9 protein-coding genes are annotated in these 13821 nt (G+C 32.9%); 3 read left to right on the plus strand and 6 right to left on the minus strand.

Annotated elements, in window-relative coordinates:
- Positions 1-89 precede the first annotated feature (89 nt).
- Both FF52_RS21700 and FF52_RS21705 read left to right on the plus strand, forming a co-directional pair.
- Positions 90-2675, plus strand: a complete 2586-nt coding sequence (locus tag FF52_RS21700) for a phosphoenolpyruvate carboxylase (protein WP_008468990.1) — start codon at positions 90-92, stop codon at positions 2673-2675.
- 9 nt (positions 2676-2684) lie between these two features.
- Positions 2685-3200 (plus strand): DinB family protein, encoded by a 516-nt coding sequence (locus FF52_RS21705; protein WP_008468991.1) that lies wholly within the window; start codon positions 2685-2687, stop codon positions 3198-3200.
- Positions 3201-3302: 102 nt separating this feature from the next.
- On the opposite strand, the gene recQ is transcribed toward FF52_RS21705, so the two are convergent.
- From recQ to aroB, 5 genes are all read right to left on the minus strand, one after another.
- A complete protein-coding gene (recQ, locus tag FF52_RS21710; protein WP_008468992.1) occupies positions 3303-5609 on the minus strand; it encodes a DNA helicase RecQ in 2307 nt (768 codons plus the stop codon).
- A gap of 144 nt (positions 5610-5753) precedes the next feature.
- Positions 5754-6167 carry a hypothetical protein gene (locus FF52_RS21715; RefSeq protein WP_008468993.1) on the minus strand — a complete coding sequence of 138 codons (414 nt, stop codon included), beginning with the start codon at positions 6165-6167 and terminating at the stop codon, positions 5754-5756.
- 8 nt (positions 6168-6175) lie between these two features.
- Positions 6176-7144, minus strand: coding sequence for a deoxyhypusine synthase family protein (locus FF52_RS21720; RefSeq protein WP_008468994.1), 969 nt, complete (start codon positions 7142-7144; stop codon positions 6176-6178).
- 101 nt (positions 7145-7245) lie between these two features.
- A complete protein-coding gene (locus FF52_RS21725) occupies positions 7246-8649 on the minus strand; it encodes a decarboxylase (protein WP_008468995.1) in 1404 nt (467 codons plus the stop codon).
- A gap of 303 nt (positions 8650-8952) precedes the next feature.
- Complete coding sequence (gene aroB / locus FF52_RS21730; protein WP_008468997.1) at positions 8953-10020, minus strand: 3-dehydroquinate synthase; 1068 nt, start codon at positions 10018-10020, stop codon at positions 8953-8955.
- A gap of 246 nt (positions 10021-10266) precedes the next feature.
- Here aroB and FF52_RS21735 point away from each other — a divergent pair, with 246 nt between their 5' ends.
- The gene (locus tag FF52_RS21735) at positions 10267-11436 is read left to right on the plus strand and encodes a proline dehydrogenase family protein (protein WP_008468999.1); all 1170 of its coding nucleotides are present in this window, start codon (positions 10267-10269) and stop codon (positions 11434-11436) included.
- Positions 11437-11590: 154 nt separating this feature from the next.
- Here the strand turns inward: FF52_RS21735 and FF52_RS21740 are convergent, their stop codons facing one another.
- Positions 11591-13375: an ABC transporter ATP-binding protein gene (locus FF52_RS21740; RefSeq protein WP_008469001.1), complete on the minus strand. Its 1785-nt coding sequence runs from the start codon at positions 13373-13375 to the stop codon at positions 11591-11593.
- Positions 13376-13821: the final 446 nt, after the last annotated feature.

Below are 13821 nucleotides of genomic sequence, written 5' to 3' on the forward strand. Positions count from 1 at the left end.
ACTTTTCTTGAATGCTATATTAAAATATACCTCAAGTTTATTCTTGGGGTTTTTTTATGACTAATTAACCAACCAACTATAACACGATTATGTATACGTTGCCAAAAATTGAGCGTTTTAATCAAGACGTTCTCTCAAAATACCACATTTATAATAGTGTTTTTATAACATTACCCTTTGATTCTATAGATAATACTGGAGTTTTACTTCCTTTATTTACAGAAACTTGCGAAACGGGCTTTAAAAAACAAGAAACACCAAAAGAAATTGTTGATTTCTTCTCAAATAAATATTTGAATAACGCTTCTGAAGAGGAAAAAATCGATCTTATGTTTCGATTTATTCAATATATTGAACGCCAGATTGTATTGTTTGATGCTATTGAAGACGCAGCTTTTCCAGAAGTTAACAACATGGAGGGACGCGGGTCTCTTCGCGACATCAAAGAAAAATCGGACGCTAAAGAAAAGGATGAAGAATTAAGCGAATTTCTAGAAAGTTTTAATGTTCGTACCGTTTTAACAGCGCATCCAACTCAGTTTTATCCTGGTCCAGTTTTAGGAATTATAAATGATTTGACAGAAGCAATTCGTCAAAATGATTTGCTGAAAATTAAACAATTACTAGCTCAGCTTGGAAAAACTCCTTTCATTCAAAAAGAAAAACCAAATCCTTACGATGAGGCGGTAAGTTTAATTTGGTACCTTGAAAATGTATTTTATGCAACTGCAGGAGAAATTGTGCATTACCTGCAAAAAAATATTTTAGAAGGAAATCCAATTCATAACCAATTAATCAAACTTGGTTTCTGGCCAGGAGGTGACCGTGATGGAAATCCTTTCGTTACTACAGATATTACACTTAAAGTGGCAGATCGTTTACGTACCTCAATTTTAAAGTGTTATTATGTAGAAATGAGAAATCTAAAGCGCAAGCTAACTTTCTCAGGAGTAGATGATTTAGTAGCAGAACTTGAACATAAACTTTACCGTTCTGTATTTTATTCTAAAGGAGATATTTTTATCACTTTAGATGAATTACTAACACAACTGAATAAAATTAGAGCTATAATTATTGAGAAACATCAATCTTTATATTTGGACGAATTAGATGCGCTTTTGGTAAAAATAAATTTGTTCGGATTCCATTTTGCGACTTTAGATATTCGTCAGAATAGTAAAATTCATAATGCAGTTTTCAAAGATGTTGTCAATTATTATTTGAATTCTGGCTCAGATATTTTTCCTAAAAATTATTTCGAATTGACGGAAGATCAAAAAATCAATGTTTTATCGAAAGTTAAAGGAAAACTTAATCCAGCGGATTTTGAAAATGAAATTACTAGATATACTTTAGAATCTGTTCAGGCTATTAAAACAATTCAGCAAAATAATGGAGAAGAAGGAGCAAACCGTTATATCATTAGTAATAACGAAAGTGCCCTGAATGTTATGGAGACTTTTGCCATGATTCGTTTGAATGATTGGGAAAAACCAACTGTAGATATTATTCCGCTTTTTGAGTCTGTAGACGATTTGCAAAATGCGCATACTATTATGGAGCAATTGTACACCAATCCAGAATATGCGAAACATCTGAAATCGAGAGGGAATAAACAAACTATTATGCTTGGATTCTCTGATGGAACAAAAGATGGCGGGTATTTAATGGCTAACTGGAGCATTTATCAAGCTAAAATTTCGTTGACCAAAATTTCTAGAGAATACGGAATTAAAGCGATTTTTTTTGATGGACGTGGCGGACCTCCAGCGCGTGGCGGTGGAAAAACACATAAATTTTACGCTTCTCTTGGTCCAAAAATTGAAAACAATGAAATTCAAATTACAGTTCAAGGTCAAACGATCAGCTCTAATTTTGGAACTTTAGATTCTTGCCGTTATAATATTGAAAACTTATTGAGTGCTGGTGTTACAAACCAAGTATTTAGTAAAGAGAAAAATGAATTGACAGCAGAAGAAACTCAAATCTTAACTGATTTGGCTAATTTGGGTTATGATAAATATTTAAGCTTCAAAAATCATCCGAAGTTTATTCCGTACTTAGAAAAAATGAGTACTCTGAAATATTACTCAAAAACTAATATTGGAAGCCGTCCTTCAAAAAGAAGCAAATCTGAGTCATTGGATTTTGCTGATTTAAGAGCAATTCCATTTGTGGGTTCATGGAGCCAGTTAAAGCAAAACGTTCCAGGATTCTTTGGAGTGGGTTCTGCTTTAAAACATTTTGAGGAAACTGGACAATGGAATAAAGTAAGTGATTTGTATCATAATTCTTTATTTTTCAAAACATTGCTTGAAAATAGTATGATGTCATTAGCAAAATCATTTTTACCATTGACAGCTTATATGAAAAATGATCCTGAGTTTGGTGAATTCTGGCAGATTATCTATGATGAATTCTCAGAAACAAAACGCCTTTTATTGAAAATTGCTGGGCATAAAACATTGATGGAAAATTATCCTGATGGTATTGCTTCAATTCAGATTAGAGAGCGCATTGTTTTACCGTTATTAACTATTCAGCAATATGCTTTATTGAGAATCAACGAATTAAACAAAGCAGAAACTCCAAACGAAGAATTGGTTAAAGTTTATGAGAAAATCGTAACAAGATCATTATTTGGTAATACGAACGCAAGTAGAAACTCAGCTTAAAATATAAAAATGAAAGCAGCAGAATTATTAGAGAATGAATATTCAGGTCATTTTGGTACTTATATCAAAGCGGCTGGAGATGGAATTTTGATTGAAGATTTAGAAATTTCGCTTCACGAGTTTATCCGATTTGTGCAAAATATTCCAATGGATAAATTTGATTATCGATATGCAGAAGGAAAATGGACGATAAAAGATATTATTCAGCATGTTATTGATACAGAACGAATTTTTGCCTATCGCGCTTTACGTTTTTCAAGAAATGATAAAACGCCTTTGCCAAGTTTTGAAGAAAATGATTATGCAGACAATACAGATTCAAATAGCAGAAGCATTCAAGATTTGCTTACTGAATTTTCAGCTGTAAGACATTCAACTTTATTGTTTTACAAAAGTTTATCTGAAGAACAGCTAAAGCGAATTGGAACTGCTTCAGGAAATCAGATTTCCGTTCGTGCTTTGGGTTTTGTCATGATTGGACATCAGAAACACCATCATAAAGTTTTTGAAGAGAGGTATTTGTAAAAAATAAATATTTAAAAATTTAAAATCCCAAAATCCATATCGTTGGAGTTTGGGATTTTTTATTGATTTTACATTTTGTAAACCCGACAGGTTTTAGCCAAATTATTTTAAATCAAGTTTTTTTAATCGTGAAGTAATTGCTCCATTATTTCTTCCTAATAAATCAGCAATTTCTTTAATACTTTTTCCTTCATTAAAAAGTTTCGTAAGTTTTAGATCTTCTTCTGCATCCCATTTTTTATAAGCTTCAGCATGAACTAAACGTATTTCGTCAACAGAATATGCTTTCTCTTTAATTTTATTATTCTTTTTTCTCTCCAAAAAAGCCAAACCAAATCGAATTTTATCATAAGACATTTTTTCTTCAAAATAATCGAAGTAAGGTCTTAATGCATTTGGATTTTCCAATTCTGTTTGAGCTTTTTCTATTTGAAGAATTTCATCTTCAGAGACAAACTGACTTAGATCTAAATCATGGCCATCAACGTATAATTTTGCTAAATGCGAAATAATTGTTGTTGGATTCAAATCTCGCTGTTCTGCTATTTCTTCTACTGAAACTCCATTTTGAAATAATTCCAGCGTTTTTTTATAAGTATTGTCTTTTTTCTCTTTTTTGACAACAGACTTATTTCTTTCAAATTCAATAATGGCTTTGATAAAATCTGCTCCGTATTTTTCTAGTTTTGCTTTTCCAACACCTTCAACAGCAAGAAATTCTTCGTCGCTCATTGGTCTTAAGATTTCCATTTGGCGTAGGGATGCATCACTAAAAATCACATAAGCAGGAACTTCTTCTTCCTGCGCAATTTCAAAACGTAATTTGCGAAGTGTCTCAAACAGAGAATTTTTAGATGCTTTTGGTTTTGCCTCTTTAGCTTCGCTTTTATCAATTGTTTTCTTAACAACTGTAGTAAGTTTTACTTTTTCGCCTTCAAATAAAACTTTTTTTGCAAAAGGAGTAAGAAGAATTTTATTATGCTGATGAAAGGCAATTTCGCAATAGCCTAAATTAATCAGTTGAATTAGGTATTGATTCCAATCGTACCAAGAAACATCAGCGCCAATTCCGTACGTTTTCAGCTCTTGATAATTTTTTTCGTAGATATACGCGTTTCTCGAGCCTCTCAAAAAATCCACAATTACAGCCAAAGGCTCAGATTCTTTTAAACGTACAATAGCAGACAAAGCTTTTTGCGCGAGAATCGTCCCATCGAAAAAAGTTGGCGGATTTTTACAAATATCGCAGTTTCCGCAATTCTCAGTAACCAATTCGCCAAAATAAGACAGTAGAATTTTTCTACGGCAGCTTACAGCATCTGCGTATTGTTTCATACGGTCTAATTTTGCAAGCTGAATATCAGAATTCAACCCTTCTGATGCAAATTTTTGCAATTGAATCACATCTGCATAACTCTCAAACAAAACGGTTTCGGCAGGAAGACCGTCACGTCCGGCACGTCCAATTTCCTGATAATATCCTTCTATATTTTTTGGAAGATTGTAATGAATTACCCAGCGAACATTTGATTTGTCAATTCCCATTCCAAAAGCAATCGTTGCACAAACCACCTGACAATCATCATTTATAAATTGATCCTGAGTTTTTGCTCGCGTTTCATTATCTAAACCAGCATGATATGCTTTCGCTTCAATTCCATTTTTTCGTAATTTTTCAGCAAGCTCTTCTGTTGCTTTACGGCTCAAACAATAAATAATTCCCGATTCGTTAGGCTTGTTTTCAATAAAATCAATTATTTGTTTCACCCGATCCAAAGCTGGACGAACTTCAAGACTTAGATTTTTACGATCAAAAGAAGCTATGAATGTTTTCGGATTCTTAAGATTCAATTGTTTGGATATATCTGTTCGAGTCGCTTTATCAGCTGTAGCTGTCAATGCCAAGATTGGAGTAGAAGGGAAGCGACTTTTTAGGTATCCTAAATTTGTATAAGCCGGTCTGAAATCATGTCCCCAAGACGAGATACAGTGCGCTTCATCAATTGCTATTAGACTAATATTCAATTCGCTAAAAGCCATATCTAAATAAGAAAGACTTTCTGGTGCGACATAAACTAACTTAAAGTGATTTGATTTTAAGTTGTCGATATAATATTGCTGTTCTTGCGATGATTGTGTACTATTAATATAACAAGCAGAAATTCCGTTTGTTTTCAAACTATCAACCTGATCCTTCATTAAAGCAATCAGTGGCGATATCACAATAGTGATTCCTGGTAAAATTAAAGCAGGAAGCTGAAAACAAATTGATTTTCCTCCGCCTGTTGGCATAATTGCCAATGCATCTTGTCCAGATAAGATGGTATTAATTATAGTTTCTTGATTGGGTCTGAATTTTTCGAAACCAAAGTTCTCTTTTAATGTAGCGTGTAAAATTTCTGAAGTCATAGGCATGTACTTTTTTTGTTTGAGATTTAAATGTAAAAATAATCCTATAAAAACAAAAATATAAGTTTAGTAATTTGCAATTCTCTTGTTATAAAAAAAGGAACTCCAAACAGAGTTCCTTTTTTTTATTAGAAAGAAAATGAATTAATCTTCATCATCTTCGTCTTCTTCATCATAGTCAGTATCAGCTTTGTCGTCATCATCATCGTCATCATCGTCGCCACCATCGGTATCTGGTTTGTCAAGATTATCATCGTCATCATCATCGTCACTAATATCATCATCAAGATCTATACCTTTAACTGGCGCAATTGCATCTACATCAACATCTAAATCGTCATCTTCATCGTAGTTTTCAATTCTATCAGCAAGTTTAGTACTAATTTTTACTAAGTAAATTGTATCTTCAGTACGAACTTCAACAGCTTCAACCAATTCGTTTTTAGCATTTCTAAAACGGATTACATCCGAATCATCATAACCATCAGGAAACTTTTCAACCAAAAGATTTAAAATTTCGTTGGTAAGTTTGGCGTAGTCTACTATAACTCTTTTCATAAATTATCTTATAAATCTAATAAGTATGCAAAAATTAACGGAGCAACAATTGTAGCATCCGATTCAATAATAAATTTTGGGGTTTTGATGTCTAATTTACCCCAAGTGATTTTTTCATTTGGAACTGCTCCAGAGTAAGAACCATAACTAGTTGTTGAATCTGAGATTTGGCAGAAATAGCTCCAAAATGGCACATCATGCATTTCCATATCTTGATATAGCATTGGCACTACACAGATAGGGAAATCACCCGCGATACCACCACCGATTTGGAAGAATCCAATTCCGTTTGAACTGTTTTTTGAATACCAATCCGCAAGGAAAGTCATGTATTCAATACCAGATTTCATAGTAGACGCTTTTAAATCTCCTTTAATTACGTATGAAGCAAAGATATTCCCCATTGTACTATCTTCCCATCCTGGAACGATAATTGGTAAATTTTTCTCTGCAGCTGCATACATCCAGCTATCTTTTAGATCAATTTCGTAATATTCTTCTAAAACGCCAGACAACAACATTTTATACATAAATTCATGTGGGAAGTAGCGCTCACCTTTATCGTCTGCCTCTTTCCAAATTTTGTAAATGTGTTTTTGTAAACGACGGAAAGCTTCATGCTCAGGAATACAAGTGTCTGTAACACGGTTTAATCCTCTTTCTAATAAAGCCCATTCGTCTTCTGGTGTCAAATCACGGTAATTAGGAACTCTCTCGTAGTGAGAATGAGCTACTAAATTCATGATATCTTCTTCTAAGTTTGCTCCAGTACATGAAATAATATGCACTTTGTCTTGTCTGATTACTTCGGCAAAAATTTTACCAATTTCTGCTGTACTCATTGCGCCAGCCATACTTACCAGCATCTTTGCACCATCAGCTAATTGCTGTTCGTATGCTTTTGCAGCATCTACTAACGAAGCAGAGTTAAAATGCAAATAATGTTTTTCAATAAACTGACTGATTGGTCCTTTCATTTTTTTGTTTTTTTTTTTGAATTAAAAAGTTTAACCTTTTTGGATGTTAATGCAAATTAAGAATTTTTTAAGAAAAATTATAACTTAATTTGCCGTTTTTTTTACACCTTTTTTTTGTAGCCTAAAATCTTTAAAACATCGTCTGAAGTCTGTTGTTCTGAGAACACTTCGGTTGCTAGAATTCCATTTTCATCACGATCAATTAAAATATGTTTTGGCTGCGGAATCAAACAGTGGTGCAGACCGCCGTATCCTCCAATTGTTTCTTGATAAGCGCCAGTATTAAAGAAACCAATATATAAAGGCTTTTCTTTGTTGTATTTAGGCAAATAAATGGCGTTCATGTTTTGTTCAGAATTGTAATAGTCGTCACTATCACAAGTAAGACCTCCTAGCAGAACCCGCTCGTAAGTATCATTCCAACGGTTAATAGCCAGCATGATAAAACGTTTATTTATAGCCCAAGTATCTGGTAAAGTGGTAATGAAAGATGAATCGATCATATTCCATTTTTCTCTATCATTTTGTTGTTTTTGATACAAAATCTGATAGATTGCACCACCGCTTTCACCTACAGTAAACGATCCAAATTCCGTAAAAATATTTGGAACATCAACTTCGGCTTCATCACAAGCAATTTTAATCTGATTGATAATTTCATCAATCATATATTGATAATCATACTCAAAAGCAAGTGAGTTTTTGATAGGGAAACCACCGCCAATGTTTAGTCCGTCTAGTGTCGGACATTCTTTTTTAAGAGCAATGTACACTTTGATACATTTTACAAGCTCATTCCAATAGTATGAAGTATCGTTAATTCCGGTATTGATAAAGAAGTGAAGCATTTTCAGCTCTAATTTATCATTCTCCTGAATTTGTTTTTTATAGAACGAAACTATGTTTTTGTAACCAATACCTAATCTTGAAGTATAAAACTCAAATTTAGGCTCTTCTTCAGCAGCAATACGAATTCCGATTTTGAATTTCCCTTTAATTTCTGCCTGAAGCAAATCTAACTCTTCATAATTATCAATAATAGGAATAGTATTTTTATGTCCGTTATTGATTAATCTTGCAATGTTAGTAATGTATTCGTCTCTTTTAAAACCGTTACAGATTACATACGTGCTTTTGTTGATTTTACCGTTTTCTAATAAATTCTCCACAATATTAACATCAAAAGCAGATGAAGTTTCGATGTGAATGTTATTCTTAAAAGCTTCATTCATAATATATTCAAAATGAGAGCTTTTTGTACAATAACAATAGTAGTATTTTGCGTCGTATTTATTCTTTTCCATCGATTTTCTGAACCACGCTTTCGCTTTATTGATGTTTTCAGAAATCTGAGGAAGGTAAGTAAACTTTAATGGCGTTCCATATTGCTCAACCAATTTCATCAAATCGATATTATGAAACAATAGGTTGTCTTTGTTTAGTTTAAATTCCTCTTGTGGAAAGTAGTATGTTTGGTTTATTAGATCAGAATATTTTGTATTCATTTATTTGTCAATGTTAGAGATTGTAATTATAATTTAATTTTAGGTTTTTTGGGACTTAATCTTAAATTCAAACTCTAATATTGGCAAATATAATAGGCAGTTTTTCATGCTCCGCTTTTGTACATTGGAATACATCAAAACAGAAAGGACTTTTACTATTATAGAAACGATCCAACATCCTTAATAAAGAACTGTTGAGTCTGTTTCTGTAAGAGCTGAAGTGCCTCTGCTGGTTGTTTGTTTTCATGGCGCAAATGTAAAAAATAATATATACCAAATGCAATGCTTTTGATTAAAAAAAGTTTAAGATTTATAATCCTCAAACGCTTCTAGAATCAATTTATTTTCAACGGATTGGTTAATTTTTATTTTTCCGATTCCTTCAATTAATGCAAATTGAATTAAACCGTATTCATTTTTTTTGTCGTGAATTAACAATTCTAAGATTGGATCAATGTCAATTTCCTCAAAAATTACATCATCATAAATATCTTTTATTACAGTTTTAATTTCACGGTATTCTTCTGCAGAAATTAATCCTTTTTGAAGCGAAATATAACTTTCTAAGATCATTCCAACCGCAATTGCCTCTCCGTGCAATAAAGTTGTTTTATTTTCACTTTCCAAGAAATACCCTTCGATTGCATGCCCTAAAGTATGCCCAAAATTCAAGGCCTTGCGAATATTTTTCTCCGTTGGGTCCTGAATAACAATTTCATTCTTAATTTCGACAGAACGATAAATCAGTTGATCTAATTCATCAAAAACAATTGATTTCAAATCTGAAAACTGTCTCCAGTACGGAGCATCATATATTAAACCGTGTTTTAGCATTTCTGCCAAACCAGAACGCATTTCGCTTTGCGGTAAAGTTTCTAAATATTGTGTATCAATTAACACCATTTGAGGCACATTGATAACTCCAATTTGATTCTTAAGATTTCCTAAGTCAACTCCTGTTTTTCCTCCAACAGAAGCATCAACCATAGATAATAGAGTAGTAGGAATATTGATAAAATCTACGCCTCTTTTGAACGTAGAAGCAACAAAACCTCCTAAATCGGTCACAACTCCGCCACCTAAATTAATGATAAGTGATTTTCTGTCTGCTCCAAGCTCTGTCAAAATATTCCAGATCTCAATACAAGTTTCTATATTTTTATTTGCCTCTCCAGCTTCAAACTCAATTATTTCAATCGCTAAATCGGTTTCTAAAAGCGGAATAAATTTAGATAAACAATACTCATTGGTCTGATCATCAACAATTATAAATATGTTAGAATATTTACTTTCTCTTAAGTGTTTATTTAAAGCTACGTAAGCATTCTCATTAAAATGTACGAAATAATTATTGGCTTGAATAGATTGCATAATTCTTTAGTTAATTGAAAGCGCAAAATAAGGCATTTTAAACGTAATAATATTCAAACTTTCTGGCTATTTTGTTTAAAATACGGGTTTGCATCTTTAAAATTAAGATAAAATTTTACAACAAATAAACATTTACTTCATAAATTAATATTTGCGGTGTCCTCGTTAACAATATTAAAAAATATGATATCGTTTAGTGAAAAATATTCAAAACACTCTCTATATTTGCATAAAAAATAAATTTTAATGGAAAAGATATTCGATAATACACAGGTTGCATTTTCACTAAAGAGTGACACTGAACTTGATAGAGCTTATTTTCTTTTCAAAATGATTGACAGCGAACCTTTAGTAAGAATAGGTACTGCTGTAACTAATTTTGCAATTAAAGCTCATTTACCAGTAGAAGGATTAATTAGAGCAACTGTTTTTGACCATTTTTGTGGTGGTGTAAACGAAAACGACTGTCTTACTGTAGTAGACAAAATGTTTACAAAGGGAGTTTCTTCTGTTTTGGATTATTCGGTTGAAGGAAAAGAAGAAGAGGAGCAGTTTGATGCCGCATTGGAAATGACTTTAAGAACAGTAGATTTTGCTAAAGAGCGTTTAGCAATTCCATTTGCTGTTTTCAAACCAACAGGTTTAGGACGTTTTGAATTGTATGAAAAATTGGGTGAGAAAAAAACTTTAACTCCAGCAGAGCAGGCTGAATGGGATAGAGTAGTAGCTCGTTTTGACAAAATATGCAGTGAAGCGCACAAGAAAGATGTTGCATTATTGATTGATGGTGAAGAAAGCTGGATGCAGGACGCTGCCGATGATTTGGTAACTGATATGATGCGTAAATACAATAAAGAAAAAGCAATTGTATTTAACACTTTGCAGATGTACCGCTGGGATCGTTTAGATTATTTGAAAAAACTTCATGAAGTTGCTAAAGCTGAAGGTTTCTATATCGGAATGAAATTGGTTCGTGGCGCTTATATGGAAAAAGAGAACAAAAGAGCGGAAGAAAAAGGTTATGTTTCTCCAATCTGCGTATCTAAAGAAGCTACAGACGTAAACTACGATAGTGCTGTACAATATATGTTAGAGCATATTGATAAAATGGCCATTTTTGCAGGAACTCATAACGAATTAAGCTCATACAAATTAATGGAAATGATGGCTCAGAAAGGAATCGCTAAAAATGATCCTAGAATCTGGTTCGGACAATTATACGGTATGAGTGACAATATCAGCTACAACTTGGCTGAAAACGGTTATAATGTTGCTAAATATTTGCCATTTGGACCTGTAAAAGATGTTATGCCATACTTAATTCGTCGTGCTGAAGAAAATACTTCTGTAGCAGGTCAAACAAGCCGCGAATTATCTATGATTAAAGCTGAACGTAAACGCAGAAAAGGGAAATAATTTTAGTTTTCCGTTTTCTGTCTCAGTTTACAGATATAAAAAAACTCCAATCTTTTTAGATTGGAGTTTTTTTTGTTGCTGAAAATTAAACCCTGTCGGGTTTGAACTATCACTTTAACTTGGAATTTGAAATTTTAAAAATTGAAATTTTCTTTTAAGAGTTACTAAACTGCAAGTTGCTTAAATTCTTATAAATTCCGTTTTCTAAGTTTATTAATTCTTGGTGTGTTCCTTCTTCAGAGATTTTTCCGTTATCTAAAACTAAGATTTTATCAGCATTTCTGATTGTTGAAAGCCTGTGAGCAATAATAATGCTTGTTCTTCCTTCCATCAATACTTCTAAAGCTTCCTGAACCAGTTTTTCACTTTCGCTGTCTAAAGATGATGTAGCTTCGTCTAAAATCAAAATGCTCGGATTTTTAAGCAATGCTCTTGCAATCGCAATACGCTGACGCTGTCCTCCAGAAAGTTTAACTCCGCGTTCTCCAACCAAAGTTTCGAATTTCTCAGGAAAACTATCCACAAAATTGAAAGCATTGGCTTGTTTTGCCGCTTGAATAATTTCTTCATCAGTCGCATCAGGTTTTCCGTACGCAATGTTTTCTCTAATTGTTCCTCCAAACAAAATCACATCCTGAGGCACAATACTCATATTGCCGCGAAGATTTTCTAAGTCATAATCGTAGATGTTTTTTCCATCAACACTAATTTCCCCAGAAGTAATATCGTAGAAGCGAAGCAAAAGAGAAGAAATAGTCGATTTTCCGGCACCACTAGGTCCAACAATTGCTATTTTCTGACCAAATTCTGCCGAAAAATTTACATCTTTCAGAACTTGGATTTCCTGACGTGTAGGATAGCTAAATGCCACATTTTTGAATGCAACATTTCCTTTAATTTTCTCTTGATTTTTATTTAAATCTGAATTGATTTTCTCAGGACTTTCGTCTAATAATTCAAAAACGCGTTCTGTAGCACCAATTGCTTTTTGAATCTGCGCATATAATTCGGCAATTCCACCAAAAGAAGCGCCAACAAAAGTTGAATATAATACGAATGAAATCAATTGTCCAACACTCATTTCTCCGGCAATGCTCAAACGAACTCCGTACCAAACTACAGCTACGATAGCACCAAATAGACAGAAAATGATAAAAGAAGCAAAATAACCACGGTATTTGCCGCCTTTAATAGCCAATTTCACTACTTCGCTAATTTTTCCTTTGTAACGAGCAATTTCATACCATTCATTAGCAAAAGCTTTCACAATACTAATTCCTTGCATCGTTTCTTCAACAATTACTTGGCTTTCGGCAACCTGATCCTGAACTTTTTTTGAATACTTTCTAATAAATCTCCCAAAAACAACCGCTGCAATAGCCACTAATGGAACTACCGAAAGCATTAATAAAGTTAATTTGAAACTTTCTGTTGCTAAAAGAATAATTCCGCCTATGATTAGAATAAACTGACGTAAGAACTCCGCAATAGTTGTAGTTAAGGTATCTTGAATCTGTGTAATGTCGGCACTAATACGGCTATTTAACTCTCCAACTCTTTTTTGCGAAAAGAAAGTCATGGGCAGCTTTACCAAATTAGTGTATAAAGCTAAACGCAAGTTGGCCAATGTATTTTCGGTAAAGTTTACAAATAATGAAAGTCTGAAAAATGAAAAGAAAGATTGTAAAAACAGAATAACGATTAAACCTAATGCAATTTGATTGGCTTCGTCGCCGTTTTTGTTTTTAACGCAATCTACCAGCATTCCCATTAGTTTAGGAAAGGCAAGGGCAGTGGCACCAGTTAGTAAAAGAAAAATCAAACCAATGAAGAATTTCCATTTGTGATGTCCTGCGTATGTAAAAATTGTTTTTGCTTTATTAAGTGAAGTAGCCGTTATTTTTGATTTAGGCAAATCATTTTCTTTAAATCGTGCCATTAGAATTTACTATTTTTAGGTATACAAATGTATAACTAACTCGAATCACTACAAAGCAATATTAAGAATTAGAGTTCTCAATTTAACTTTTTAACGAAATTATAAGAAAAGAGTAAAAAAACTTTACTTTTTAAAGGTTTGAAAATAGCTTTCTAAATAAAAACACGAAAAAATATTTCATTTTTTTTCTAAAAAGGCTTGCAAATACAAATCTAGATGTACATTTCCACTCGCAATCACAAACGATAGCAACCTAGTAGAATAGAGCGATTAGCTCAGCTGGTTCAGAGCATTCCGATTTTTAATCGGAAGCGGTCGAAGGTTCTAACTTCCCGATTGCACTTACAGAAGTTTGATAAACAATGAAGTAAAAAATATTTTGCTTTTTTTTCTAAAAAAGGCTTGTAAAAACAAAATCTAGCTTTATATTTGCACTCGCAATCACA

Source organism: Flavobacterium sp. F52 (genome assembly GCF_000278705.1).
GTDB classification, from domain to species: domain Bacteria; phylum Bacteroidota; class Bacteroidia; order Flavobacteriales; family Flavobacteriaceae; genus Flavobacterium; species Flavobacterium anhuiense.

Excerpts from the sequence above, each read along its gene's own strand:
- FF52_RS21700 (WP_008468990.1), top strand. The coding sequence starts at position 90 with ATGTATACGTTGCCAAAAATTGAGCGTTTTAATCAAGACGTTCTCTCA.
- FF52_RS21705 (WP_008468991.1), top strand. The coding sequence starts at position 2,685 with ATGAAAGCAGCAGAATTATTAGAGAATGAATATTCAGGTCATTTTGGT.
- recQ (WP_008468992.1), bottom strand. The coding sequence starts at position 5,609 with ATGACTTCAGAAATTTTACACGCTACATTAAAAGAGAACTTTGGTTTC.
- FF52_RS21715 (WP_008468993.1), bottom strand. The coding sequence starts at position 6,167 with ATGAAAAGAGTTATAGTAGACTACGCCAAACTTACCAACGAAATTTTA.
- FF52_RS21720 (WP_008468994.1), bottom strand. The coding sequence starts at position 7,144 with ATGAAAGGACCAATCAGTCAGTTTATTGAAAAACATTATTTGCATTTT.
- FF52_RS21725 (WP_008468995.1), bottom strand. The coding sequence starts at position 8,649 with ATGAATACAAAATATTCTGATCTAATAAACCAAACATACTACTTTCCA.
- aroB (WP_008468997.1), bottom strand. The coding sequence starts at position 10,020 with ATGCAATCTATTCAAGCCAATAATTATTTCGTACATTTTAATGAGAAT.
- FF52_RS21735 (WP_008468999.1), top strand. The coding sequence starts at position 10,267 with ATGGAAAAGATATTCGATAATACACAGGTTGCATTTTCACTAAAGAGT.
- FF52_RS21740 (WP_008469001.1), bottom strand. The coding sequence starts at position 13,375 with ATGGCACGATTTAAAGAAAATGATTTGCCTAAATCAAAAATAACGGCT.